The sequence below is a fragment of the Amphritea atlantica genome (genome assembly GCA_024397875.1).
Classification (GTDB): domain Bacteria; phylum Pseudomonadota; class Gammaproteobacteria; order Pseudomonadales; family Balneatricaceae; genus Amphritea; species Amphritea atlantica_B.
Genome location: CP073344.1, coordinates 3,738,646 through 3,764,162, shown reverse-complemented (window position 1 = coordinate 3,764,162; position 25,517 = coordinate 3,738,646). Strand labels below are relative to the sequence as shown.

Genomic DNA, 25,517 nt, shown 5'->3' with positions numbered 1-25,517 from the left:
TAACAACACCTTTTAGTTTCAAGAGGGCACTGTTCAACAGCTTATTTGAACCACTGTTTTCAGCAACGTTTTTTACTCTCCGTTGACTGCTTATGTGAATCACGCCAACGTGCTGGCGACTCACCAAACTGCGCCGCAAACCAGCGTGTGAAGGAGCTTGGCATACCATAGCCCAGCAGATCAGCAATCTGACTTATTGAATAGTGCTCATTCTCAATATAACGCATTACCAGCTCACGTCGAACACTGTTTATCAGGTCGGAAAACGTTGCGTCATGCTCTTCCAGACGCCGTTGCAAGGTGCGGACATTAGTCCCCATCGCCTCTGCTATCTGTTCTATACTGGCCCGCCCCATTGGCAATAACAGATAAATCGCCTTGCGCACATCAAGCACAACAGAGTGTTCTTTATCTGTCGCTAGTGTATCGACGTAATGTTGGGCAAAGCGCGCCAGTGCCGGATCGGCCATGGGGTTGGGTTTATCAAGATCTTCAGCAGGACACACAATGCCGTTAAACTCGGCACCAAAAACCAAATTACACCGAAAAAGTCGGCGATGTAGTTGCAGGTTAGGTGGTGCATCGTGGGTAAAATTGACACTTCGGGGATTCCAGGAAACCCCGAGCAACGCACTACACAGACGAAACATCACACCAATCGCAAGCTCGGTCGCCTGCCTTGAAATCATCGGAATATCGGTGACAACTTCCTCTCGAATAACGATGGTCTTTTCAAACTCTTCCACGTAAATAGCCAGAGCCTCATTCAGGAGATGGCGGTACTGTACCGTGGTCATGATCGCATCACGTAACGTCGGCTGATGCATAAGTAACAGGCTGATAGCACCAAAATCAGAGAGTTGACGTGATTCAGCCATGCGTAATCCAAACGTCATACAACCACTATCCCGTGCGGACTCTTCCAGCAACTTTACCGCTGAAGAAGCGGGCAGACGTTGCTCTGGCTGTTCAATCAATGACCTACTCAATCCAGCATTGCGCAACAGCGGAATAGGATTTAATCCCAAATGTTTAGCGACTTCTATGTAGTTAGTTAAAACCCCGGCACGTGTCATCGTCGTCATTTCATGGACCTTATTATTATATAAATTCTGCGATTAAGAAGATCATCTTTACCATTTTTCAATACATAACTCATCCGACTTTAGGTAGTTTGTCATGTAATGAGAAGTCTCTGTCGTTCAATGAAAAGCATCAATCGGTTGCCTCTCATACATTGAATGACAACGGTGAGACATCATTTTCACCATTAATAATAAACAACGACTGGAGAATTGGTATGGCTAAAGCTGTACGTTTATACGAAACCGGTGGTCCGGAAGTGCTTCGCTATGAAGACATAGAGGTCGGAGATCCGGGGGCTGGAGAGGTGCGTATTCGCCACGTAGCGGTCGGATTGAATTTCGCTGATACCTACTTTCGCAACGGTACCTACCCAGTTCCTATGCCTAATGGCATGGGGGTTGAAGCGGCCGGTATAGTAATAGCCGTGGGAGAAGGTGTAACCAACGTGGCCGAAGGTGACCGTGTGACTTACACCGGCTTTATCAATACTTTAGGAGCTTACAGTACTGAGCGTCTTATTCCCGCTGCACCATTGATAAAGCTACCGGAGACGATCTCATTTGAGACCGCTGCGGCAATGACCATGCGTGGCCTGACAGCATCTTACCTTATGCGCCGTATCTATCCATTTCAGAAGGGTGACAGCATCCTGCTGCACGCTGCTGCCGGTGGCGTTGGGCTGATCGTATCGCAATGGGCCAAACGTCTGGGACTCACCGTAATCGGTACAGTATCCACTGATGCCAAAGCTGAGATTGCTCAGGCTCACGGTTGTGACTACACCATCAATTACAGCCACGAAGATGTTGCCAGTCGAGTACGCGAGATGACTGATGGCGTTGGCGTCAATGTAGTCTTCGACAGTGTTGGCAAAAACACCTTCATGTCATCACTCGACTCACTCAAGCGTCGCGGTCTGATGGTCTGCCTGGGTACTGCGTCAGGAACCATTCCGCCATTTGATCCACAGATCCTCGCCATGAAAGGTTCGTTATATATGACCCGCCCCGCTCTGGCCGATTATATCGCCGACCCGATAGAGAAGTCGGCGCTGATCAAAGAGCTATTTGATCAGGTGGGCAGCGGTAATATCCGAATCGATATTAACCAGCACTATGCCCTCGAAGATGCCGTTCTGGCACATCGCGATCTAGAGTCAAGAAAACTAACGGGCTCATCAATTTTTGTAATTTGAGGAGATTGACTATGCAAGTAGAAAAACTGACCTGCAGTATCGGCGCCGAGCTACTCAACATCAATCTGGCTAACGCTATCAAGGACGACGGGCTGTTCAATGAGATTAAAGCACTGCTGCTTGAGCACAAAGTTTTGTTCCTGCGTGACCAGTCAATCAGTCGCGCAGATCATGTAGCCTTCGCCCGCCGCTTTGGTGAGCTGGAAGATCATCCCGTCGCTGGCAGCGATCCTGATCATCCGGGTCTGGTGCGTATCTACAAATCACCGGAAACACCAAACGACCGCTACGAGAACTCTTGGCATACCGATGCAACCTGGCGCGAAGCACCACCTCTGGGGTGTGTACTGCGCTGCATTGAATGCCCACCGGTCGGTGGCGATACCATGTGGGCGAATATGGCTCTGGCGTACACAATGCTGCCTGAGGACATCAAAGTCAAAATTGAAAACCTGCGCGCACGCCACAGTATAGAAGCGACATTCGGTGCAGCAATGCCGATAGATAAACGCCACGCGCTGAAAGCTCAGTATCCTGATGCTGAACATCCGGTCGTACGTACGCATCCGGAAAACGGGGAAAAGATACTCTTCGTCAATAGTTTTACGACCCACTTTACCAACTATCACACCCCCGAAAATGTGCGGTTCGGTCAGGACTATGCCCCCGGTGGAGCCGAGCTACTACAGTATCTGATCCGTCAGGCCTGTAATCCAGAATACCAGGTACGTTGGCGCTGGCAGCCCAACAGCATGGCAATCTGGGATAACCGCTCAACCCAGCATTATGCAGTCATGGACTACCCGGCTTGCCATCGTAAGATGGAGCGCGCGGGGATTATTGGCGACCAGCCATTCTAATTCAGCAGTAAGCCCAACCCCCGTTGCGAACTCAATGAGCGCAGCGGGTATAACAAAAAGCACTGAGGATATAATAAGATGCAATTTTTAGACGATTCCCTGCACCCACAGAATCAAGACAAGGTGGTCATCACCGCAGCCCCCTATGGACCAGAATGGTCGCCGCAGGACTTTCCTGAAGATATCGCAATTACCATGGAGGAACAGGTACAAAAAGCAGTTGACTGCTACGAAGCCGGTGCAACCGTGCTTCACCTTCATGTTCGTGAGTTAGACGGTACCGGATCAAAAAGTCTGTCCAAATTCAACGAACTGATCGCCGGTGTACGTGAAGCCGTCCCCGATATGATAATCCAGGTTGGTGGATCCATCTCTTTCGCACCTGAAGGTGAAGGCGAAGCTGCCAAATGGCTGTCTGATGACACTCGCCATATGCTCGCAGAGCTGACGCCGAAACCGGATCAGGTCACCATAGCTATCAACACCGTCCAGATGAACATCACCGAACTGATGGCCGAGGACGAAGTCACGGGCACCAGCCTGTGTCAGCCCGCATATTGGGAAGCTTATCGCGAGATGACCGTACCTGCCGGGCCTGGTTGGGTTGAAGAGCACCTGAAGCGTCTACAGGATGCGAAGATCCAACCTCACTTTCAGCTAACCGGCATGCACTCTCTGGAAACCCTGGAGCGACTGGTAAGAAGAGGGATCTATCGCGGGCCTCTGAACCTGACCTGGGTCGGCATCGGTGGAGGTTTCGACGGCCCCAACCCATACAACTTCATGGAATTCATTCGTCGGGCACCAGACGGAGCCTGCCTGACTCTTGAATCACTGATGAAGAACGTGCTGCCAATTAATACCATGGCCATGGCTCTGGGATTGCACCCACGTTGCGGTATTGAGGACACCCTGATTGACCAGCATGGCAACCGCATGACGTCTGTCGAGCAGATCAAGCAGCTGGTACGCATGGCTCACGAACTGGGCCGTGAAGTTGCCAATGGTCAGGAAGCGCGTGAGATCTACCGGATCAATACTTGGTATAATAGTGTTGATGAAACATTGGCCGCAAACGGCCTGACACCTAATCGTCTGCCGGGTGAGAAAAACGTCCCGTTGCGGGGATTGTAACGACCGAGCATCCACGTAGCCTTATGGCAGTGTCGGGATTGGGACGCTATGCACCTGATCCCGACCTGCTCAATATAAAAGTTTAACCAATAACAATAATTATAAGGTAATACCATGTCACACTATCACTCATCTTCAGATGAAGTCGATAATTCGATCAGCATTTCACGCACTTATGCTTGGGTCATCTTTGCACTGACATTTGGGCTACTAATTTCAGACTATATGTCGCGGCAGGTACTAAATGCGGTATTCCCTCTGCTGAAAAGCGAATGGTCTCTATCAGATTATCAACTAGGCTTGCTCAGCAGCATTGTCGCGCTGATGGTCGGCCTACTAACATTCCCCCTGTCCCTCTTAGCCGACCGCTGGGGGCGGATCAAGTGCCTGGCCCTGATGGCAACACTGTGGAGCCTGGCCACCCTGGGCTGCGCCCTGGCACAAGATTATGAACAGATGTTTATCGCCCGCTTTCTCGTCGGTGTCGGGGAGGCTGCATATGGTAGTGTCGGCATAGCGGTAGTCGTGTCGGTATTTCCTAAACACCTGCGTGCTACGCTGGCAGGTGCTTTCATGGCCGGAGGCATGTTCGGTTCGGTGTTGGGCGTAGGCCTTGGTGGTATACTCGCCACCCATTTTGGCTGGCGGGGTGCATTCACAGGAATGGCACTCTTTGGCCTGACACTAGCTATACTTTATCCCATCATCGTGCGTGAGAAACGTATCTCACCGCAACGAAATACCGCTCAGCCTTCAACCGATATACGCGGGAGATCATTACGTACACTGTTCAACAGTCGCTCTGTACTCTGCGCTTATGTTGGCAGCGGGCTGCAGTTATTCGTGGGCGGTACCATGATCGTTTGGATGCCCAGTTATCTGAACCGTTACTACGCGATGAGCACCGATAAAGCGGGCGCGGTCGCCGCTGTCGTCCTACTCTGTAGCGGAATAGGTATGATTCTGTGTGGCATACTTAGCGACCGACTTTGCCTCAAATCTCCATCTCGCAAGATATCGCTTGCCATTGTTTACTGCCTTAGTAGTTGCATCATTCTGTCAATTGCTTTCAGTCTCTCACATGGAACCGCACAACTGATACTGATCTGCATTGGTATGCTGCTCGCTGCTGGTACCAGCGGCCCAGCCAGCGCCATGGTCGCGAACTTAACACACCACTCCATACATGCCACAGCATTCGCAACACTAACTCTCGCCAACAATATATTAGGTCTGGCACCAGGCCCCTTCATCACTGGCAAGGTCTCTGACCTGATCGGACTGCAGGCAGCCTTTCAGCTGGTGCCCCTGATCAGTATCGCCGCTGCAGCAGTGTTCTTTTATGCCCGGCATAGCTACCTGAACGATATCGCCCAGCTTAGCGGCTCAAACGATCACACTTCCGCTGTGGCCCCTGCTCAGGAGAAGCATGTATGAGTCAACAACTGACAATAGACGTCTATTTTGACTTTATCTGTCCCTGGTGTTTGATTGGCAAGCAGCATCTTGATGCCGCTCTGGCCCAATGGCAGAACGAAAATCCGAACCTTATTGCTGAGATTAACTGGCATGGTGTTCAGCTATTACCAGAGCTACCTACTGCAGGAGTGCCATTCGATGAGTTTTACCTGCGACGCCTTGGCAGTACTCTCTCCGTGCACAAACGTCAACAGCAGGTGCAACAGGCTGCAACTAGTACAGGCATAACAATCGATTTTGCAATGATCAAAACAATGCCCAACACCGCTGCTGCCCATCGTCTCTTCAGTCAGGCAGCAGCCCTGGGCGGAACGCCACGCAGAGACACTCTGCTGAAACGATTGTTCACAGCCTACTTCCACCGGGGAGAAAACTTGGGTAGCCCCGAAGTACTGCTCGAAATTGCCGAAGAATGTGGTTATAGCCTCTCAGAATTCCCCTGCGACTTGCTGAGGGACTCCGGCTGCTATTCGCCTACAACTACTCAACATGTCACCAACAGCGTTCCCTATTTCGAGATCAATAACCAACTCGGGCTAAGCGGAGCCCAGCCTGCCTCAGTACTGCTGGAGGCCTTTCTACGCGTACAGTCACCGATAATTGCGGAAACATCCTTCCATGATTAAACGCTACAAACTGTCCCCCGAACAGGTTCCCGCAGAAAACCAGCGCAGCTACGTAGAATATCAGGGCCGGGGGGTGACACTATTCAACATCGACGGACAGCTCCATGCCATCGATGATAGTTGCCCACATCAGGGCGCTTCCCTGTACGGTGGTCGCCTCGAAAAGGAGACTATCCAGTGCTGTGCTCATGGTCTGCGATTCAATCTCAGGACCGGTTACATGCTCAATTCGAAACACGTCAAATTGTCTCGTTTCAACGTCGAGAAGACCGATGGACGAGTGTTTATTATATTCCCAGAGGAGACTTAAGAATGGATGCCACCCTTGTTGTCAGCCTGCCTAGTCGCATCCGCGAGTTGGTGCCAGGCTTCGCTATCAGCCTAATTGTTGCTGCGGCGGCCAGTTTCCTGTCTGAACATTATGGTACGCCGGTGATGCTATTCGCATTACTTCTAGGAATGGCCCTGAACTTTCTGGCTGATGACACTAAATGCAAGCCGGGTATTGAGTTCACTGCCCGTAGCATCCTGCGTCTGGGTGTCGCGCTGCTCGGCATTCGTATCACCCTATCGCAAATCGCCGACCTTGGCTGGAAACCTGTGGTACTAGTGGTTGTACTCGTCATCGCCACGATTCTGCTCTCCGTTATCGCGGCAAGAGCGCTCGGCTTTCAGCGCATTTTTGGTATGTTGACCGGTGGCGCCACTGCCATCTGCGGCGCTTCAGCAGCGCTGGCGCTGTCAGCAGCACTGCCCGCGCACCCTCAAAAAGAACGGGCAACGCTGTTTACCGTCATTGGAATCTCTGCATTATCCACTCTGGCAATGATCATCTACCCCATGATTGCACACGCCTTCGATCTATCCCCGCATCTGGCCGGTATCTTTCTGGGTGCCACTATTCATGATGTCGCCCAAGTCGTGGGGGCGGGGTACAGCATGTCTACTGAGACCGGCGATATTGCCACCGTTGTAAAACTCATGCGAGTGGCCATGCTATTACCAGTGATACTTTGTGCCTCCATGATTACCCGGCGATTAGGCGCCAATGTTGACGGAAAAAAACCGCCACTTTTGCCCTGGTTCGCGGTTGGTTTTCTGTTGCTCGCCAGCATCAACAGTACCGGCTGGATTCCCTCGGCTCTGCAGCATCTCGGTAGCGATCTGTCGAGCTGGTGTCTAGTCATCGCAATAAGTGCGTTGGGTATGAAAACACGTCTAAAGGAACTGGCCTCTGTGGGTCTCAAACCTATCCTGCTGATGGTCGGCGAAACACTATTTCTGGCAACCCTGGTGCTGACACTCATGCATTATGGTTTCTAGTAGCAGCTGTTAGTAAAGCGCCTCTCTCCAGAGCCGCCTGTGGCGAGTTCCGTAAATAGACGCCTAGCTCTAGGCGCCAATCAAAAAGAATAAAAACAATGGACGGCATGAATGAACGACGCAGCTCCGACATCCTGCACGGAACGCCCTATTGCGGCGGACCAGAAACTAATTTCAGTCACTGATAAAGATGGGGTCATAACCTACTGCAACGACGATTTCGCCGCACTCAGCGGCTATTCTCAAGAGGAACTCATCGGTCAGCCACACCGTATCCTGACCCATCCGGATATGCCTCAGGCCATCGCTAACAGTATGTTCGGCCATCTAACCCACGGCTATAGCTGGATGGGTATTGTCAAAAATCTCTGCAAAAATGGGGAGTACTACTGGGCCGACGCTTATGTAACTCCCATTATCGATGGTGGCCACCTGATGGGTTTCGAATCGGTCCGGATTCGTGCTACCCCGGATCAAGTGAAGCGGGCACAGAAACTGTATCACCATTTGCAGCGCAACAGTCTGGTCTGGCGCGGGGGCGAACGTGTGATCAACAGCTTCCGCCTTGCTCTGCTACCGGCTGCAGTGGCGACAACTGCCCTTGCATTTCAGATACAGACCAGTCCAGTGCTGTTTACTGCAGCATTGGGACTATTGCCCTTCGCTCAGGCTCTGATTTATCGACGCCAGCAGTTGCAGTTGTTGGAGCGGATTCGGCGAGCTGCAGCCGGAGTCTTTGACGATGAGTTTAGTGCCCGCATCTACTGCGGCCAGCGTGGGTTTGAGGGGCGGTTAAAAATGGTCTTAATTAGTGAGCGCGCCCGCCTGCGGACAGCGCTCAGCCGCTTACAGGATTACGCTACTCGCACCGCCCGCCTGTCTGGGGAAGGCGGCAACCTGTCCAAACAGGCCAACCACGCAGTGCAAGAACAGCGGCAAGAGAGCGAACTGGTTGCAGTGGCCATGCAGCAGATGGCGGAGTCGATTGGCGAGGTATCGAGCCACATCTTACGCACCGCCGACGACGCTCGGCAGGTCAATCTGCTGGCACAGAAAGGTCAGCAAGAGGCAAAAGAAAGCCGATATCGCATTGAAGCACTGTCCAGCACCATGCAGGAGATTGGTAACTCGGTGTCCGATGTCGCCCGGCAGTCTGAAACCATCCATCAAGCGGCGAACATGATCAATGAAATCGCTGAACAGACTAACCTGCTGGCACTGAATGCTGCTATCGAAGCCGCCAGGGCTGGCGATCAGGGCCGAGGGTTTGCCGTAGTGTCCGATGAGGTACGAGCGCTAGCGGCAAGAACCCGCGACTCAACCGATGCGATCCAGCGCATCCTTGGCAACCTTCAGCAGATAGCAGAAGCCTCAGTTCAGATCGTGCGTCAAGGCAACATTCAGGTAGACGACAGCGTACAGCAGGTGATCAATGCGCAACTGGCACTGGATGCTATCGGTGAGAAAATCGTGCATATCGATCAGATGTCAGAACAGATGGCGGCCGCGTCAGAAGAGCAGGCACATGTGGCTGGCGAGGTATCTACACAGATTTCTCGCATCGCCCAACGCGCCGACGATAGTGCTTTGATGACTGAGCGCTCTTCGGCCGTAGGTCGCGATCTCAATAATACCGCCGATGCTCTGCATAAGCTGGTCGAAAGATTTAACCGTTAACCCTAACTGGCTTGTTTCATTCTTACCTATTTCCTTCCTTCGGTGCCGTCATACAGATTTAACCTGTACTGATATAGGCACCGTTTTTTTCTCTGCATAACTTTTGTTTCCCAGTCTTTAGAACCCTCCCTGGTAGAAAATTTGGCACGTTTAAATTATCCGGTAGAGATAGGTTCGACTAGTTACAAACGGACTGTCATCAAATGAAAAGTTGCTGACGTGATATGAAAAACAGCAACCATAAAGGGAAATTACTATGTATGTCATAGAGTCTTTAATAACAAATATTCCTCTAACATTTTGTAAGGAAAACCAAGTGACTCAACAGCCAAAAACAACAGTTCTTATCGTTCCGGGCCTACGCGATTATGTTAGCGATCACTGGCAGACACTTCTGGCCACCCGGCTACCTAACGTCCGTACTGTAGCGCCATTGGAAGCTGATAAGCTCAATTGTACCGCTCGCGTAGAGGCCATCCAAAGAGAATTAGAGCAGATTGATGGACCGGTCATCATTGTGGCACACAGTGCCGGTGTACTCATGGTCGCACACTGGGCAGCCAAATATGAGCATTCTATTAAGGGAGCACTGTTAGCTACGCCACCCGACCTCAATGCTACCTGGCCGGAAAACTACCCCACATCAGAAACCCTGAGTGCCAATGGCTGGAGCCCTCTTCCACGACAAAAGCTCCCATTTCCAAGCATTATTGCCGCCAGCACTAACGACCACCTGGCAAGTTTGGCATCCGTCAAAGCCCTGGCTGACGATTGGGGAGGCGAATTGGTCAATCTCGGTGCTGTTGGCCATCTCAATCCGGCTTCAGGATTCGGTGACTGGCCCCAAGCAAGCGCGCTTATCACCGCACTTGATAAATGAAACCGGCATCTTAGGCTGACGAGTTATGCTCCCGAGAGTCATTGAAACCAAACGCGAAGGATTAAAAGATCACCTAAACCCGAAGCTCACTATCAACAACCCCACATCCAATAACAATAAGTGGAACAAGCGATATGAAAAATAAGAACCTCGTCACTCACAACCTTCGCAGAAGTCTGCTGTCTTCTGCGATTCTGATCAGTATGGGCGTTTCTCAAGCCCACGCTATGGCAATCGAAACTGGAAATTCAGATCTTTCCATTCGATTCGATAACACCGTCAGGTTGAGTTACGGTCAGCGCGTAGAAAACCGCGATGCGTCAATCGCTCAAACTGTTAATTATAATGATGGCGACCTCAAGTTCGCGACCGGCGATGCGGTTAATCAACGCCTCGACCTGCTGTCGGAACTGGATGTCGTCTACAAAGATACTACCGGATTCCGTCTCAGCGGTGCAGGTTGGTACGATCATGCTTACGCTGACAACAGCGATGAACTGAGTGATTTTGCCGATCGATATTACCACGGCCCGTCAGGCGAGTTGCTGGATGCTTTCGTATTTTACAACGCCGAAGTCGGCAATGCCTTGCTCAATGTGAAACTTGGTCGACACACGCTCTTTTGGGGCGAAACTCTTTTTAATGCGGCCAACGGAATCAACTACGGCCAGTCAGCACTCGATCTTGGCAAACTCTACACTGTGCCGGGTAGCTCGACCAAAGAGCTTTTTATTCCCCGTAACCAACTATCCGCCTCACTGACACTAAGCCCTGAATTGACACTGGGTGCCCAGTATTTTCTGGCATTCAATCACTCACGCTTCCCCGAAGGTGGTACCTATTGGGGGCCTTATGATATGGCGCTGGATGGAGGTTCTGAGTTTCTCCTGCCAATGCCTCCTGCAAACTATTTGAGCGTGCCCCGCGGACAGGATGTTACACCTGATGATACCGGGGATTTTGGTCTGATGGCGTCCTGGAGCCCACAATGGCTGGACGGCACCCTTGGGTTTTACTATCGCAGGACGTCAGATTCGTTACCATTCCTGCTAGTTGATGCCTCAAACGGTCTGGGAAGTGCCAATTACTTCACCACCTACGGTAGTGATATAGATTTGTATGGCCTCAGCCTGGCAACAAGTGTCGGTCCGGTCAGCGTCGGTGTAGACATCAACTATCGTCAGAATATGACCCTTGCCAGTAACTTCGGTCTGGTCAATTCCACGTATTACAATTTAGGTCAGGCTGGCGTCATCAACGGTGCCAACATCATTGCCAACAAACCCAGCACTGGTGAAACAGGGCTAGCCCGGGGTGATACCCTGCACGCGGTCGTCAACGGCATGGTAATTTTCGGTGATACGCCGTTATGGGATTCCTCAGTACTGGCCGTCGAAGGTGCGTTAACTCATCTGGTGAAAGTCACCGACGGTGAGCAGAGTTTCAAAGGAGCTGCGAGCTACCGTGGTATTGATAAAGTCACAACCAACGCTTACTCCCTGACGGCCAAATTCACCCCCACCTGGTATCAGGTCACACCAGGGTTGGATTTGTCGTTACCGATCAGCGTTAACTTCGGTTTATCCGGTAATTCAGCAGTGCAGTTCGGAGGCAATGAAGATGCTGGCAGCTATTCGATCGGTCTAAGCGGCGATCTGCATCAGAAATACAAATTCGACCTGCAATATATTGATGCCTTCGGACCTGACAAAACCTGCTCAACTGGGAACGATAATAATACTCCAGGCACATCCGGCAGCTACGCCTGTATCCCCGGACAGATTACATCTCAGGCAGGCCTGGCTCCGCTATTGAAAGATCGCGGCATGGTCATGCTCTCATTCAAGACTACGTTTTAATCCCGCTCACCTGAAGGAGATAATAATAATGAACTTCAATACACAGACTTTGCTGCAGGGTGCGCTTGCCGCAACTCTGATAACATCATTATCGACCCCCATACTGGCTGCGGTTTCCTCTCAGGAAGCTGCGCTGCTTGAAACCACGTTAACTACCGTCGGTGCCGAAAAATCTGGCAATGCTGACGGCTCAATTCCAATTTATACCGGCGGATTGACTTCTCCGCCAGCGAGTTTTAAAGCTGGCGACACTTTCCGCCCAAATCCATTTGCCGATGAACAACCGGTACTCGTGATCGATCAGAGTAATATCGAGCAGTACCGGGAACAACTGACTGCAACAACAGTGGAGTTGATCAACCGCTATCCAACTTTCAAGGTCGAGGTTTATCCGACTCACCGAACAGCTGCACTGCCTCAGGCAAACCTGAATAACACACTCAAGAACGCCACCAACGCGGGCACTACCGACGATGGATTGGTGCTCGAAAATGTACTGCCAGGCGTGCCTTTCCCAATTCCACACTCTGGCAGAGAAGCAATGTGGAATCATCTGCTTCGTTTTCAGGGGAAGACCATTGAGACCAAATATGACTCTTGGAACGTTGACGCAGCAGGCGTCGCTACCCTAGCCACGACAGGCACCGCTTTTATTGACTATCCTATCTACCATGATATGTCCCGTACAATATCTGGTAAGGATATCTACTACCGCACCAAACTCTACTACAGCGGCCCCGCTCGTCGGGCCGGTGAAGCAATCATGGTGCAGGATGCCGCCGATCCACTGAAACAACCTCGACGCGCCTGGCAGTATCTACCAGGTCAGCGGCGTGTCAAATTGGCGCCGAGTCTGGCGTATGACACTCCAAATCCGGGCACAGCAGGTTCTTCCACCTATGACGACGTCTTTGTGTTCAGTGGCGCATTGGATCGGTTCGATTGGAAGCTGGTTGGCAAGAAAGAGATGTATGTACCTTACAATACTTACGATCTCACATACATCGATGATCCAAAAAAGCTGACCACGCCAAACCACTTGTCTCCAGAGCATGTTCGCTGGGAAAAACATCGTGTCTGGATCATTGAGGGCACACTTGCCGCGGGTAAACGCCACATTTATCACAAACGTAATTTCTATCTGGACGAAGACAGCTGGGGTGCACTCGCTTCGGATGAATATGATGCGCGCGACCAGCTTTACCGCGGTTCATTCTCATTTTTCACCCAAAGCTACGATAAAGCGATTCCCGATACGACCCCTCACATGGTGTATGACCTGATTGGAGGTACCTACAACATTAACGGCGTTGTCGGACCTTACGGCGGTATCCGCTATATAGATCCACTATCCCCAGCCAAGTGGTCACCACAATCCTTGGCGGGCGCAGGTCTGCGCTAAGGCCCCGAGCCCTCAGGGTGGTGTTTCTACCCTGAGAGCGCGGCACAGATTCCTCCCATCTGGGAGGTTCTGCCGTTCGTTGGGCGATAGATAGCCAGTGCCCAAGTTTTTCGAGGAAGTCCTATGCAAACAGTTAGCACTCTCATATCAGTATCACTAAGTCTTGTCCTTCTACTGCAACCCGCTTATGCATCGGATACCGATTTCGTTGATGTTCTGGATCGGCCAGCCAGTCACTCAACACTTAGCAGTCGTAGCCTGATGCTCGATGTAACACACGCAGGAGAGCGCCTCATAGTTGTCGGCCAGCGAGGTCATATCATCTACTCTGATGATAAAGGACATAACTGGCAGCAAGGCAACGTACCAGCAAGCTCAGACCTGACTGCGGTATCTTTCCCAACACCTCAACAAGGATGGGCGGTCGGCCATGATGGTTTAGTACTGCACAGTGCAGATGGTGGTGTGAACTGGGTAAAGCAACTAGATGGCCGTCAGATAGGCACGCTGATGCTTAATTATTATATCGCTCAAGCATCCGCCCACCCGGGTGAACAGCGTTATATTGAACTGATAGATGAGTCTCATCGTTTTATGGCAGAAGGAGCTGACAAACCGTTCCTTGATGTTTGGTTCGAGAACTCAACCAGCGGTTACATCGTTGGTGCCTTCAACCTTATTTTCCGTACCGATGACGGCGGACAAACCTGGACTCCTCAGCAACACCTCGTCGATAACCCTTATGCTCTCCATCTGAATGCGATAACGCAAGCTGGTGAAAGCCTTTATATAGCCGGAGAGCAAGGGTTGCTGCTGAAGAAAGAGCCCCACAACCAGCAGTTTGTTACTCTGCCATCACCTTACGAAGGCAGCTTTTTCGGCCTTTTGGGCAACTCGACACAACTCGTTGCCTACGGTCTTCGGGGCCACGCATTTCTCAGTACCAATGAAGGTGAAACCTGGACCACGATAAACACCGGTACATCTGCCAGCCTGACCACTGCAACTCGGGACGCACAGGGTCGCCTGTTCCTGTTCTGTCAGGACGGACAGGTACTGATGAGCGAAGACAACGGTCTCAATTTCACTTCGTTAGCATCAAATACGCTCCCTCTCATTGCCGGTGTCGCTGTTGAAAGGGACGAATATCTAGTCCTCGTAGGCGCTCAGGGCGTACATCTATTGACGGTTAAATAACGCGAACACACGAACAAAGGCAACGACGTATGGCTAACCTCAAACAAGGTGACAAACCGCAGATTCTTGAGCTGAAGGACCTAGATCCTCACAGCGGTAATTTTTTTGAGCGCATCATTTTCAATAATCGCCTGGCATTTATCATAGTCATCGCAGTTATCACACTGATACTTGGCTACATGGCCATCACCAAGCTGGAACTTAAACCCAGTTTCGAGAAGATGATTCCCCAAAGTCAGCCCTATATCCGTAATTTCCTTGAAAACCGCAGCGCGCTACGCGGACTGGGAAACTCTGTTCGGGTGGTCGTTGAAAATACGGATGGGGATATTTTCGATCCGCATTATCTGGAAGTATTGAAACAGATTAATGATGAGCTATTCCTTACCAAAGGTGTCGATCGTGCCTGGATGAAATCACTCTGGACTCCCAGTGTACGCTGGACCGAAGTGACTGAAGAGGGATTCCAGGGAGGTCCGGTGATGCCAGACAGTTACGACGGTTCACCGGAAGCAATTGAACAATTACGACAGAACATCGGCCGTGCCGGCATCGTTGGTAGTTTGGTGGCCAATGATTTCAAATCAACCATGCTCACAGTGCCACTACTTGACCGAGACTCAGCCACGGGGCAGAGTATCGACTATTTTGAATTTTCCAAAAAACTCGAACAGCTACGCGGCCAATACGAATTCTTCGAAAATATTCCCACTGAGGAGCATAGCAAAATCAAGATTCGGGTAATCGGCTTCGCTAAGCTAATTGGCGACCTGATTGATGGTCTGATGAAAGTCATGGTCTTCTTTGGTATAGCGGCCGTCGTTACACTGATCATTATCTACCTATACACCCGCTGTTTACGCAGCACCTTGTTGGTGGTGTTTTGTTCTCTGCTGGCAGTTGTTTGGCAGTTGGGGATCGTTTCCTGGCTGGGTTACACAATCGACCCCTATTCGATTCTTGTCCCCTTCTTAGTATTTGCCATCGGCGTCTCCCATGCGACTCAAAAGATGAATGGAATCATGCAGGATATCGGCCGTGGTGCCCATAAACTGGTCGCAGCGCGTTTCACATTCCGTCGTCTGTTTCTGGCGGGTGTCACAGCGCTGCTCTCTGATGCTGTAGGCTTCGCGGTATTGATGCTGATCGATATACCGGTTATTCACGACCTGGCAATCACAGCCAGTATTGGTGTAGCAGTACTAATCTTCACCACACTGTTGATGATGCCTGTCACGCTATCGTATGTCGGTGTCAGTCCGGCTGCAGCCAAACGTTCACTGCGAGCTATTCGCACGGCATCGAAGCACCAGGGTATCGGCAGATTGTGGGATCTTCTAGACCGATTTACCGACCGGAAATGGGCAACCCTAGCGGTGCTTACTGCGATCATTCTAGGTGTTGGCGGCTTAAGCGTCAGTCGTGACCTACAGATCGGCGATCTGGATGCAGGAGCACCAGAGCTTCGACCTGAGGCCCGCTATAATATCGATAACGCCTACATCACAACGCACTATGCTTTATCCAGCGACCTATTTGCGGTCATGATAAAAACTGCTCCAGAAGGTTGCCTTAACTACAAAACACTAATCCTGGCCGACCGTCTGGCCTGGCAGTTACGGCAAAACCCAAAAGTGCAAACAACAACCTCTCTGGCCGATGCAATGCGCCAGATAACCGCAGGCAGCTACGAGGGCAATCCCAAGTTCTACAGTATCCTGCGCAACCAGAACGTGTTGAACTACGGAGCCCAGCAGGCCTCAGTCAACCGGCCGGAACTGTTCAATACCGAATGCTCAGTGATGCCAGTGATCGCGTTTCTGAAAGATCACACAGCAAAAACGCTGGATGAGGTGGTAGCTATTGCCGAGGAGTTTTCCCAAAAAAACAGTAGTGAAGACCAGCAGTTCTTATTGGCAGCAGGTAATGCCGGTATAGAAGCGGCCACCAATATCGTGGTGCGCGATGCTAATCACACCATGCTGTTCTATGTTTACGCTGCAGTCAGTATCTTTTGCCTGATCACCTTCCGCAGTTGGCGCGCGGCCTTGGTTGCCATCCTGCCACTGATGCTGACCTCCATCCTCTGCGAAGCGTTGATGGTCTGGCTGAACATTGGTGTGAAAGTAGCGACACTGCCAGTTATCGCTCTCGGGGTGGGGATCGGTGTCGATTACGCCCTGTATCTATTGAGTGTGCAACTGCAATTCCAGCGTTCAGGGTTACCATTATCAGATGCCTACCGGCATGCGATCAGCTTCACTGGTAAAGTCGTGGCACTTGTAGGCATCACTCTTGCAGCTGGGGTAGTCACCTGGGTCTGGTCACCAATCAAATTCCAATCTGATATGGGCATTTTGCTAACCTTTATGTTCGTCTGGAATATGCTGGGTGCCCTGATACTAATCCCAGCCTTGTCCTATTTTCTTCTGCCGAAACACAAAGTGACTCGACGCGTAATATGATAGCCTGCAAAACAGGTAACATGACCCGGGCAGCGCAGGATTCCGCGCTGCCTTTTCCTAAGTAAACATCCGTTACATATAGCTATCGACTTTTCAATTGGTAATAAACCTAGGGAAGTTGCGAATAAGTCCCTCCTCTTGAGACAATCTGCGATGCAACCTTCTCAGAGATAAGCCATGGATCATCAACTTACTTTCGCCGACAGCGAGTTCAATCAAAAGCGCAGAAAAACCCGTAAAGAGATCTTTCTCGGACGCATGGATAATCTCATACCCTGGAAGCGTCTTGAGAAGATTATCACACCGCATTATCCCAAAGCGGGCAAGGGTCGTCGGCCATACCCACTCTCTACGATGCTACGAATTCACTGCATGCAGAACTGGTACAGCCTGAGTGATCCAGCAATGGAAGATGCGTTATATGAAATTGCTTCCATGCGCCTGTTTGCAGGTTTATCTCTGGACAAAGCCATTCCTGACCACACAACCATCATGAACTTTCGTCATCTACTGGAGCGAAGAGGGTTAACGCGAAAGCTATTCAAGGAAGTGAATCAGTGGCTGACTGAAGCAGGCGTTCTTCTAAAAGAAGGTACGCTGGTTGATGCAACGATTATTGAAGCTCTGACCTCAACAAAGAACAAAACAGGTGAGCGTGATCCAGAGATGCATCAAACCAAAAAAAGCAATGAATGGCATTTTGGACGTGCGACCTGAAGTCGCATGTATTTCTGTTTCGCAGGGTATGTCTACCTGACGAAACCGGTTGTTTCACCAACCGTTCCCTACCCGGACGTGGGGAGCCGGTAACAATGTAGCCACCGATTTAGTCGGTATGTCGATCCGTGAGGAAAGACATAATCTGCCAGTATCGAGGCGGAAAGGAGAATGGCTGGCCTTCCGAGGAAAAGACGCTGGCGCTATCTTTACTCAGGTACTCATCACCGGAGATATCACAGATCAGAGGCTATCAGATGAAGGGGGGTCAGTCGCAATATGTGAAGTATGCGGCAAACATAAAGTTGTTCAGAATGGCTGTGACCATGGTCAGCTGGATGTTGATGAGATCAATGCGCGGATGCTTGAGTATATATTAGAGAAACCGGTGCATTAATATTATGAAAGTAGATATGACTAATAGCCCATCAATAACCGGTATTGTGCAGTACTGCTCGCTTTGCCGCGCCCGTCATAGTTGTTGCTGCAATATAGAATGGTAGTCGACAACTTCATTCGAAACTTGTTGTCTTCAATAATCTGTTGCACTCAATCAGCACCTTTGCAAGGTGCGCCCGTCATTCCAATGCCTGCTCCAAGCGTCAAGCTCTACTCAAAATTACTGCGTAATTTTTCCGTTCCAGCTTGACCCTTTCCGCAATCATTTCCATTAGGGCAGGGGGTTCTCACCCCTCTCCGCTCCTTCGTCGCTACGGGGGATTCCGTCGACAGTACCTGCCGAACACCCCCATACTTGCAATTGCAAGTATGGTTAGAGCGGTTGAGTGCAAGTATGTCTTTTTGATGACAACGGAAAATGGCTCTGCTATGCAGATGTTGGCAGGTTTTTGCTTCTAGATTCATTAGCCTATTTTTTAAATAACAAACATCTCGCAGCACGGTTTGTTGCCTGTCTACGGTAACAAATACACTCCGCCATATGGAACCAGTGATCTGTATTGACTCTATGCGTAAATCATCTGTGGCTGCTGTCGCCTAACAGTATAGTACGGAATTAGGCTTTCGTTGAGACGTTAACTTGTCAGTACCTCCTATTTCTGTATGACAATCACAATTGAATTATTCCTAGAGTTCCAAGTCCGCCAAGAATCGCGTCGACGGCAATTGTTGTCAGCACAATACCCATTACTCTACTGATTACACTCGCCCCAGCATTTCCGATCACCTTATAGATAAGAGTTGCTGACAGCAGTAATACAAGTGTAATAATAAGCACAATCAAAAGCAGCGCTCCCGTAACGGCCTGCTCTGCGATTGAATTGCTATGGTTATCAGTTAGCACAACAACAGCTAGCATAGCACCAGGGGAGGCAATCGACGGAATTGCCAAAGGAAACACTGCCCCGTCAAGATGATTTTTACCTGCAGCTTCAATTTCCGTTTCAGGCTTTGAATCACCAAAAATCATACTCAATGCAAATAGAAAAAGAACAATCCCTCCCGCAATTTGGAATGAGCCTAGTCTGAGGCCAAGGGATTCTAGCAGCCCGTCGGACTTAATCGAATAAAGCTCCTGTGAGATAATGAGCTTCCCTGACTACATCCGGATAATGACTATGAGTCGTTTTGTCACTGCTGATCGAGATACCGTCTTCTTATTCCCTCCCTCGGTATCAGACTGGCTGCCCGAAGACCATTTAGCGCGCTTTATCGTTGAGATTGTCGATCAGCTCGATCTTTCTGAACTCACTCAACAATACACAGGCAGGGGTTCCAAAGCACACCACCCGGCAGTCTTACTCGGCTTGCTGATCTACGGTTATGCCACTGGTGTTTTCTCCAGCAGAAAAATTGAACGCGCTACGTATGACTCGGTCGCTTTTCGCTATGTGGCGGCTAACACCCACCCTGATCATGATACGATCGCGGCTTTTCGGCGTCGGTTTTTACCCCACTTTGAAGCGCTATTTGTCCAGGTTTTGCTCCTGGCCCAAGAGATGAATCTGGTGAAACTGGGCCGGATCGCACTGGATGGTACCAAGATTAAAGCCAATGCCAGCAAGCATAAAGCGCTGTCTTATGCTCATGCAAAAAGGATTGAAAAACAACTCCATGCTGAAGTGGAAGCCTTGACTGCGCTGGCTGAGGAAGCTGATCAAACACCCGTGGTTGATGGTCTGGACATTCCTGCGGAGATTGCACGCCGTGAAACTCGGCTGGAGGCACTGGCTGCTGCGAAAGTCGCCATTGAGGTGCGCGCCCAAGAGCGATTTGAACGTGAACAAGCCGAATATCAGCGTAAGCAGGAAAGGCGGCAGGCCCAGAGGGACGTGGGAAAAAAGCCTAAAGGTCGGGAGCCTATACCACCGGAGCCCGGCCCTAAAGATAAAGATCAGGTTAACCTGACCGATGACGAGTCGCGCATCATGCCAGTATCAGGTGGCGGCTTCGAGCAGTGCTACAATGCACAGGCCAGCGTCGATACAGAGACGATGCTGATAATGAGTACACATGTAACTCAGGCCCCGAACGACAAACAGCAAATAGAACCAGCGCTGAAACCCCTGACGGCCTTGCCGGTGAAGTTAGGTAAAGTGACGGACCTGTTAGCGGATACCGGTTATTTTAGTGCCAACAATGTTAGCCTCTGCACGCAGGCTAATGTTGATCCCTTACTTGCCATCGCGCGAGACCAACACCATCTTTCCGTTTTTGAACGGTTCGCACCTGACCTCCCTGCGCCGGAAACAGATGATTCTCTGTCTCTCATGAAACACCGACTGACAACGAAGACGGGGCGGGCATTATATGGGTTGAGAAAACAAACGGTGGAACCGGTTTTCGGTATTATCAAGCACGTGATGGGCTTCAGGCAGTTCTCGATGCGAGGGGTAGACAAAGTAACCGGCGAGTGGACGTTGGTGACGCTTGCATGGAATGTGAAACGAATGAATGTGCTAAGAATGGCATAACAAAGAGGTGGAGTTCAGGCTAACTGTAGTGTTCACGCAAGTGTAGCGGTGAATGATAAGTTGAATATCGAGCTTTGGTCTTAAAATACAATAAGACAAGCAAGCTCTGACGCATTTGCTGATAGGCATATCAGTGTCTCACCTTAAATTATGCCAGTCGGACGCTAGTCCGACGGGCTGCTAGTAGGATCTGGCCACCAGCTAAAAATGCCAGTAATACAATCATCGATATCACTACCGCGTGTACAGCAAAGCGCCTATGTAGTTTTTCGGGAACACTGGATATTGCAAACAGATAAACTGGAATTGTGCCAATAGGATCTATCACAACGAATAGTGTTATGAACTCACGAGCAAGGCTGTGAAAATTTAATATATTGTTCCAGTCCAAAAGCTATGATCCTGTCTTCAGTTAGATGAACAGCAACATCCTAAGATAACGTCATAGCTACTTGGAAATACATAAAATCCTAAGGAATATGCTATTAAGTCAGTTATCCATTCAAAAAATTCATTCCTGTTTAACGTAGCATACACATGTTCAATTGTGGCTCTTTTCGTATGCTGATATTGCAAAGAACCATGTTAATAATTATTAACAAACAATGATTGAAAAGTACTTTGAGGGCAGATAGGGAGCCTGCGAGCACACCCCATCGTGCTATCTACAGACAGTAGAACAGTCAGGTGTAAAGAAGGCAGCGCAGAGAAGTAACGAACTTTTTCAAGCTGCCTGCACGGCAATGTGAACATCAGAAGGTTTTCTAGGGCGCGAGTCATCAAAATCGGAGTACTCATAGAAAAGGCTCCGCAGTGCGCCGCCAGCTGAACTGTTCTGACTATCAATTATTTTCCTGTAATAAGTCTTATTTAACACTTGCTCACAATAGACCTTTCTACATCGCCTTTCAGCCCCTTTCTCTGGCAACCAATAAGCAGGCCTTGCTTTTCTTTACAGGGTCTTTTTGTTTGTTTTTTTTGCATAAATGACAATGAAACATTGACCCTGGTCTGATAATTTACGATTATATGCATCATCAACGATGTAAAGAGTACCAGAATGCAGCTCAAACAAATCGCAACCATCAGCGCAGGCTATCCGTTTCGGGGCAAAATCCTCGAGTCGGCAGGTACTGGCGTGGTCGCGGTTCAGATGAAGGATGTATCGGAGCGCGAAGGGATACAGTGGTCAGGTTGTATGGAAACCGAGCTGACTGGTAAGCGCGAACCCGATTGGCTTAAGCCTGGAGATATATTGGTTGCTGCTCGTGGTGGCCATAACTATGCGGCACTGATCACGGACCAGCTCCTGCAAGCCGGAACACGAGCAGTCGCAGCGCCTCAGTTTTTTATAGTACGAAGCAAACAAGATAACGTGCTGCCGGAGTATCTGGTGTGGTTTCTAAACCAACAGCCCTGTCAGCGCTACTTTGAGCAAAATGCCGAAGGTTCGTTAACTAAGAGCATTCGCCGAACGGTCGCGGAAGAAGCGCCTATAGCCGTCCCACCACTCGCCAAGCAGCAAACCATTATTGGCTTGGCTCGTGCGGTGCGACAGGAACAACGAATAGCAGAACAACTGATAAGCAATGGTGAGCGGCTGCAGAGCTCGATTGCTAAAGACTTATTGGATAACAAGGAGGGTTATTAGCCATGAACGAACAACATCATTCTTTCGAACGACTGAAGCACACGGCAGAGCAAGGACAAGAGTTCTGGTCTGCTAGAGATCTAGCTCCGCTGCTGGATTACAAAGATTGGCGTAACTTCCTTAAGGTTGTCAGAAAATCGATACAAGCCTGCGAATCCAGTAACCACGAGGTTTCAGACCATTTCGTTGAAACCACCAAAAAGGTCTCCCTTGGATCTGGTGCACAGAGGGAGCTAGATGACATCCATTTGTCTCGCTACGCTTGCTATCTTGTCGTGCAAAACGGTGATCCTAACAAACCAGTGATTGCCGCAGGGCAAACCTACTTTGCCGTACAAACCCGCCGTCAAGAGCTGGCTGACGACGAAGCCTTTAAACAACTTAAGGAAGATGAGAAGCGCCTGTTTTTGCGCAACGAGCTTAAAGAGCACAACAAGCAGCTTGTGGAAGCAGCGCAGCAGGCGGGAGTGGAATCCAGCCTGGATTTTGCCATTTTTCAGAATCATGGTTACAAGGGCTTATATGGCGGATTGGACACCAAAGCGATACATGCTCGTAAGGGGTTGAAAAAGAGCCAGAAAATCCTCGACCACATGGGGTCAACTGAACTTGCAGCTAACCTCTTCCGAGCCACCCAAGCTGAAGAGAAGCTAAAGCGCGACAACGTCCAGGATAAAAAGCAAGCCAACCAAACGCATTTTGAGGTAGGGCAGAAAGTCCGCCAAACCATTGAGGAGCTTGGGGGAGATATGCCAGAAAACCTTCCTACACCAGAAAAGAACATTAGACAGCTCGAATCAGCAGCAAAAAAGCTGGCCAACAAAACAGACAAGGAATAGCCCCGTGAGCGATAAGATCAACCAAGACAGCATCAACAAAGCGCTTTGGGGCGCCTGCGATACCTTTCGCGGCACCATTAGCGCCGATACCTATAAAGACTTCATCCTCACCATGCTGTTCCTGAAGTACATCTCGGACGTGTGGCAGGACCATTACGATGGTTACAAAGCCGAATACGGTGACGAGCCGGAGCTGATCGACGAAATGATGAAGAACGAGCGCTTTGTACTGCCCAAAAGCGGCAGCTTTTATACGCTGTGGGAGCACCGTCACGAGCCCGGCAATGGTGAGCGTATCGATCAGGCGCTGCATGCCATCGAAGAAGCCAACGGTACCAAGCTCAAAGACGCCGGAAAAAGCGTATTCCAGGACATCTCGTTCAACACTGACAAGCTGGGCGAAGAGAAGCAAAAGAACACCATCTTGCGCCACCTGTTGGAAGACTTTGCCAAGCCGCAGCTCAACCTCAAGCCCAGCCGTGTCGGTACGTTGGATGTGATCGGCAACGCCTATGAGTACCTGATCAAAAACTTCGCGGCCTCCGGTGGACAGAAGGCCGGTGAATTTTATACCCCGCCGGAAGTGTCTGATTTGATCGCCGAACTGTTAGAACCGCAAGCGGGTGACAGCATCTGTGATCCAGCCTGTGGCTCGGCCTCTCTATTGATGAAGTGCGGCAACAAAATTCGTCAAAACCACGATAGCAAACAGTATGCCCTCTATGGCCAGGAAGCGATCGGTTCTACCTGGTCACTAGCCAAGATGAACATGTTTCTGCATGGCGAGGACAACCATAAGATCGAATGGGGCGACACCATCCGCAATCCCAAGCTGCTCGATAAAAACGGCGGCCTGATGTTATTTGATATCGTCACCGCCAACCCGCCGTTCAGTCTGGACAAGTGGGGTCACGACGAAGCCGAGCACGACAAGTTCGGGCGCTTCCGCCGTGGTGTGCCGCCCAAAAGCAAAGGCGACTACGCCTTTATCTTACATATGATCGAAACTCTGAAGCCCGGCAGCGGCCGCATGGGCGTCGTGGTGCCGCACGGCGTGTTGTTTCGTGGCTCTAGCGAAGGGAAAATTCGTAAACAACTGATCGACGAAAACCTACTGGATGCCGTAATCGGCCTGCCCGAGAAGTTGTTTTATGGCACTGGTATTCCTGCAGCCATCCTGCTGTTTCGCAAGGATAAGCACGACGACAAGGTGCTGTTTATCGATGCCAGTAGTGAGTTTAAAGCCGGTAAAAATCAGAACCTGCTGACCACAGATCATATCGCCAAAATCCTCTCCACATACAAAGCGGGGCAGGACGTGGACAAATATGCCTATCTGGCCAGCCTAGAGGAGATCCAAGAGAACGATTACAACCTCAACATCCCGCGTTATGTTGATACCTTTGAAGAAGAGGATGAAATCGATCTTATGGAAGTACGTACCGAGCGTAAGCAGCTCCAAGTTCAGCTTAATGACCTTGAAAGTGATATGGCTAAGTATCTTGAGGAGCTAGGTTATGGTGCCTAATGGATGGGAGCTATGCGAGCTAAGTGATCTCTGTGAAAAAATATCTGTTGGCCTAGCAATATCAGTAACACCTTACATGAGGTCTGCTGGTGTCAAACTGATTAGAAATCAGAACATCAAAAGAAATTATTTCAACTCTGATTCCGTTGTTTATATAGATCCAGAATTTGCGGATAGAAACAAAAGTAAAAAGGTGAAACCTGGCGATGTTGTTGCTGTTCGTACAGGTTCTAACATTGGTGAGGCATGCGTTGTTCCGGCAGAATTCAATGGCGCGCTAACCTTTACGACTCTCATTGCTCGCCCAAAAATGGGATTGCTTGATCCGTTTTATCTTTCAGCACACATCAATTCAGATAGGGGATTAGCAGAGGTTAACCGGTTAAGTGCCGGTGGTGGCAAATCGAACTTGAATTCAGGGGAGTTAAAGAGGTACAGGATTTTAACGCCTTCTATGGGGGAGCAAAAAAGAATCGCCCAAATCCTCTCCACTTGGGATAAGGCGACCACCACCACTGAACAACTGCTCGCCAACAGTCAGCAGCAGAAAAAAGCCCTGATGCAACAACTGCTCTCCGGCAAAAAACGCCTGCTGGATGATAACGGAGTTAGGTTTAGTGGGGAGTGGAGGCCACAGCGATTAGGTGATAATTTTGAGAGAGTCAC

The 25,517-nt window shown here is 50.1% G+C and carries 21 protein-coding genes and 2 pseudogenes; 20 read left to right on the top strand and 3 right to left on the bottom strand.

Annotation, left to right across the window (positions count from 1 at the left end; genetic code table 11):
* Nucleotides 1-59: 59 nt before the first annotated feature.
* The gene (locus KDX31_17390; protein UTW03078.1) at nucleotides 60-1,085 is read right to left on the bottom strand and encodes an AraC family transcriptional regulator; all 1,026 of its coding nucleotides are present in this window, start codon (nucleotides 1,083-1,085) and stop codon (nucleotides 60-62) included.
* Nucleotides 1,086-1,300: 215 nt separating this feature from the next.
* Between KDX31_17390 and KDX31_17385 the strand changes: the two genes are divergently transcribed.
* From KDX31_17385 to KDX31_17315, 15 genes and pseudogenes are all read left to right on the top strand, one after another.
* Nucleotides 1,301-2,281, top strand: a complete 981-nt coding sequence (locus KDX31_17385; GenBank protein UTW03077.1) for a quinone oxidoreductase — start codon at nucleotides 1,301-1,303, stop codon at nucleotides 2,279-2,281.
* A gap of 11 nt (nucleotides 2,282-2,292) precedes the next feature.
* A complete protein-coding gene (locus KDX31_17380) occupies nucleotides 2,293-3,141 on the top strand; it encodes a TauD/TfdA family dioxygenase (protein ID UTW03076.1) in 849 nt (282 codons plus the stop codon).
* A 78-nt stretch (nucleotides 3,142-3,219) separates the two neighbouring features.
* On the top strand, nucleotides 3,220-4,275 hold the full coding sequence (locus KDX31_17375; protein ID UTW03075.1) for a 3-keto-5-aminohexanoate cleavage protein: 1,056 nt from the start codon (nucleotides 3,220-3,222) through the stop codon (nucleotides 4,273-4,275).
* Nucleotides 4,276-4,389: 114 nt separating this feature from the next.
* Complete coding sequence (locus KDX31_17370; protein ID UTW03074.1) at nucleotides 4,390-5,712, top strand: MFS transporter; 1,323 nt, start codon at nucleotides 4,390-4,392, stop codon at nucleotides 5,710-5,712.
* Nucleotides 5,709-6,380, top strand: a complete 672-nt coding sequence (locus tag KDX31_17365) for a DsbA family oxidoreductase (protein ID UTW03073.1) — start codon at nucleotides 5,709-5,711, stop codon at nucleotides 6,378-6,380. The genes KDX31_17370 and KDX31_17365 overlap by 4 nt, the downstream gene beginning before the upstream one ends.
* A complete protein-coding gene (locus KDX31_17360) occupies nucleotides 6,373-6,690 on the top strand; it encodes a Rieske 2Fe-2S domain-containing protein (protein UTW03072.1) in 318 nt (105 codons plus the stop codon). Before KDX31_17365 ends, KDX31_17360 begins: the two co-directional genes overlap by 8 nt.
* 2 nt (nucleotides 6,691-6,692) lie before the next feature.
* Nucleotides 6,693-7,703 carry a putative sulfate exporter family transporter gene (locus tag KDX31_17355; protein ID UTW03071.1) on the top strand — a complete coding sequence of 337 codons (1,011 nt, stop codon included), beginning with the start codon at nucleotides 6,693-6,695 and terminating at the stop codon, nucleotides 7,701-7,703.
* 111 nt (nucleotides 7,704-7,814) lie between these two features.
* A complete protein-coding gene (locus KDX31_17350) occupies nucleotides 7,815-9,380 on the top strand; it encodes a methyl-accepting chemotaxis protein (GenBank protein UTW03070.1) in 1,566 nt (521 codons plus the stop codon).
* A gap of 256 nt (nucleotides 9,381-9,636) precedes the next feature.
* Nucleotides 9,637-10,260: a serine hydrolase family protein gene (locus KDX31_17345; GenBank protein ID UTW03069.1), complete on the top strand. Its 624-nt coding sequence runs from the start codon at nucleotides 9,637-9,639 to the stop codon at nucleotides 10,258-10,260.
* A gap of 227 nt (nucleotides 10,261-10,487) precedes the next feature.
* Nucleotides 10,488-12,119: a DUF1302 domain-containing protein gene (locus KDX31_17340; GenBank protein ID UTW03068.1), complete on the top strand. Its 1,632-nt coding sequence runs from the start codon at nucleotides 10,488-10,490 to the stop codon at nucleotides 12,117-12,119.
* A 28-nt stretch (nucleotides 12,120-12,147) separates the two neighbouring features.
* Nucleotides 12,148-13,521 carry a DUF1329 domain-containing protein gene (locus KDX31_17335; GenBank protein UTW03067.1) on the top strand — a complete coding sequence of 458 codons (1,374 nt, stop codon included), beginning with the start codon at nucleotides 12,148-12,150 and terminating at the stop codon, nucleotides 13,519-13,521.
* 123 nt (nucleotides 13,522-13,644) lie between these two features.
* Nucleotides 13,645-14,718, top strand: a complete 1,074-nt coding sequence (locus KDX31_17330) for a hypothetical protein (GenBank protein UTW03066.1) — start codon at nucleotides 13,645-13,647, stop codon at nucleotides 14,716-14,718.
* A 29-nt stretch (nucleotides 14,719-14,747) separates the two neighbouring features.
* Nucleotides 14,748-17,183: an MMPL family transporter gene (locus tag KDX31_17325; GenBank protein UTW03065.1), complete on the top strand. Its 2,436-nt coding sequence runs from the start codon at nucleotides 14,748-14,750 to the stop codon at nucleotides 17,181-17,183.
* 177 nt (nucleotides 17,184-17,360) lie between these two features.
* Nucleotides 17,361-17,888: pseudogene (locus KDX31_17320) on the top strand (IS5 family transposase).
* Between the two features lie 61 nt (nucleotides 17,889-17,949).
* Nucleotides 17,950-18,297, top strand: a complete 348-nt coding sequence (locus KDX31_17315) for a hypothetical protein (protein ID UTW03064.1) — start codon at nucleotides 17,950-17,952, stop codon at nucleotides 18,295-18,297.
* 672 nt (nucleotides 18,298-18,969) lie between these two features.
* On the opposite strand, the gene KDX31_17310 is transcribed toward KDX31_17315, so the two are convergent.
* The gene (locus KDX31_17310; GenBank protein ID UTW05438.1) at nucleotides 18,970-19,446 is read right to left on the bottom strand and encodes a MarC family protein; all 477 of its coding nucleotides are present in this window, start codon (nucleotides 19,444-19,446) and stop codon (nucleotides 18,970-18,972) included.
* Nucleotides 19,447-19,477: 31 nt separating this feature from the next.
* Here KDX31_17310 and KDX31_17305 point away from each other — a divergent pair, with 31 nt between their 5' ends.
* Entirely contained in the window at nucleotides 19,478-20,833 is a 1,356-nt protein-coding gene (locus KDX31_17305) for an IS1182 family transposase (protein ID UTW03063.1), read from the top strand.
* A 148-nt stretch (nucleotides 20,834-20,981) separates the two neighbouring features.
* Here the strand turns inward: KDX31_17305 and KDX31_17300 are convergent, their stop codons facing one another.
* Entirely contained in the window at nucleotides 20,982-21,224 is a 243-nt protein-coding gene (locus KDX31_17300) for a hypothetical protein (GenBank protein UTW03062.1), read from the bottom strand.
* 669 nt (nucleotides 21,225-21,893) lie between these two features.
* Here KDX31_17300 and KDX31_17295 point away from each other — a divergent pair.
* The 4 genes and pseudogenes from KDX31_17295 to KDX31_17280 all read left to right on the top strand — a co-directional run bounded on the left by KDX31_17295 (nucleotide 21,894) and on the right by KDX31_17280 (nucleotide 25,482).
* Nucleotides 21,894-22,484 carry a restriction endonuclease subunit S gene (locus tag KDX31_17295; GenBank protein UTW03061.1) on the top strand — a complete coding sequence of 197 codons (591 nt, stop codon included), beginning with the start codon at nucleotides 21,894-21,896 and terminating at the stop codon, nucleotides 22,482-22,484.
* A gap of 2 nt (nucleotides 22,485-22,486) precedes the next feature.
* A complete protein-coding gene (gene dinD / locus KDX31_17290; GenBank protein ID UTW03060.1) occupies nucleotides 22,487-23,323 on the top strand; it encodes a DNA damage-inducible protein D in 837 nt (278 codons plus the stop codon).
* Nucleotides 23,324-23,327: 4 nt separating this feature from the next.
* Nucleotides 23,328-24,851, top strand: coding sequence for a type I restriction-modification system subunit M (locus tag KDX31_17285; protein UTW03059.1), 1,524 nt, complete (start codon nucleotides 23,328-23,330; stop codon nucleotides 24,849-24,851).
* Nucleotides 24,841-25,482 (top strand): annotated as a pseudogene (locus tag KDX31_17280) (restriction endonuclease subunit S). The gene KDX31_17285 and the pseudogene KDX31_17280 overlap by 11 nt, the downstream one beginning before the upstream one ends.
* The last annotated feature ends 35 nt before the right edge of the window (nucleotides 25,483-25,517 follow it).

Excerpts from the sequence above, each read along its gene's own strand:
- KDX31_17330 (UTW03066.1), top strand. The coding sequence starts at position 13,645 with ATGCAAACAGTTAGCACTCTCATATCAGTATCACTAAGTCTTGTCCTT.
- KDX31_17295 (UTW03061.1), top strand. The coding sequence starts at position 21,894 with ATGCAGCTCAAACAAATCGCAACCATCAGCGCAGGCTATCCGTTTCGG.
- KDX31_17325 (UTW03065.1), top strand. The coding sequence starts at position 14,748 with ATGGCTAACCTCAAACAAGGTGACAAACCGCAGATTCTTGAGCTGAAG.
- KDX31_17350 (UTW03070.1), top strand. The coding sequence starts at position 7,815 with ATGAACGACGCAGCTCCGACATCCTGCACGGAACGCCCTATTGCGGCG.
- KDX31_17365 (UTW03073.1), top strand. The coding sequence starts at position 5,709 with ATGAGTCAACAACTGACAATAGACGTCTATTTTGACTTTATCTGTCCC.
- KDX31_17340 (UTW03068.1), top strand. The coding sequence starts at position 10,488 with ATGGCAATCGAAACTGGAAATTCAGATCTTTCCATTCGATTCGATAAC.
- KDX31_17380 (UTW03076.1), top strand. The coding sequence starts at position 2,293 with ATGCAAGTAGAAAAACTGACCTGCAGTATCGGCGCCGAGCTACTCAAC.
- KDX31_17305 (UTW03063.1), top strand. The coding sequence starts at position 19,478 with ATGAGTCGTTTTGTCACTGCTGATCGAGATACCGTCTTCTTATTCCCT.
- KDX31_17385 (UTW03077.1), top strand. The coding sequence starts at position 1,301 with ATGGCTAAAGCTGTACGTTTATACGAAACCGGTGGTCCGGAAGTGCTT.
- KDX31_17345 (UTW03069.1), top strand. The coding sequence starts at position 9,637 with ATGTATGTCATAGAGTCTTTAATAACAAATATTCCTCTAACATTTTGT.
- dinD (UTW03060.1), top strand. The coding sequence starts at position 22,487 with ATGAACGAACAACATCATTCTTTCGAACGACTGAAGCACACGGCAGAG.
- KDX31_17355 (UTW03071.1), top strand. The coding sequence starts at position 6,693 with ATGGATGCCACCCTTGTTGTCAGCCTGCCTAGTCGCATCCGCGAGTTG.
- KDX31_17370 (UTW03074.1), top strand. The coding sequence starts at position 4,390 with ATGTCACACTATCACTCATCTTCAGATGAAGTCGATAATTCGATCAGC.
- KDX31_17390 (UTW03078.1), bottom strand. The coding sequence starts at position 1,085 with ATGACGACGATGACACGTGCCGGGGTTTTAACTAACTACATAGAAGTC.
- KDX31_17375 (UTW03075.1), top strand. The coding sequence starts at position 3,220 with ATGCAATTTTTAGACGATTCCCTGCACCCACAGAATCAAGACAAGGTG.
- KDX31_17360 (UTW03072.1), top strand. The coding sequence starts at position 6,373 with ATGATTAAACGCTACAAACTGTCCCCCGAACAGGTTCCCGCAGAAAAC.
- KDX31_17335 (UTW03067.1), top strand. The coding sequence starts at position 12,148 with ATGAACTTCAATACACAGACTTTGCTGCAGGGTGCGCTTGCCGCAACT.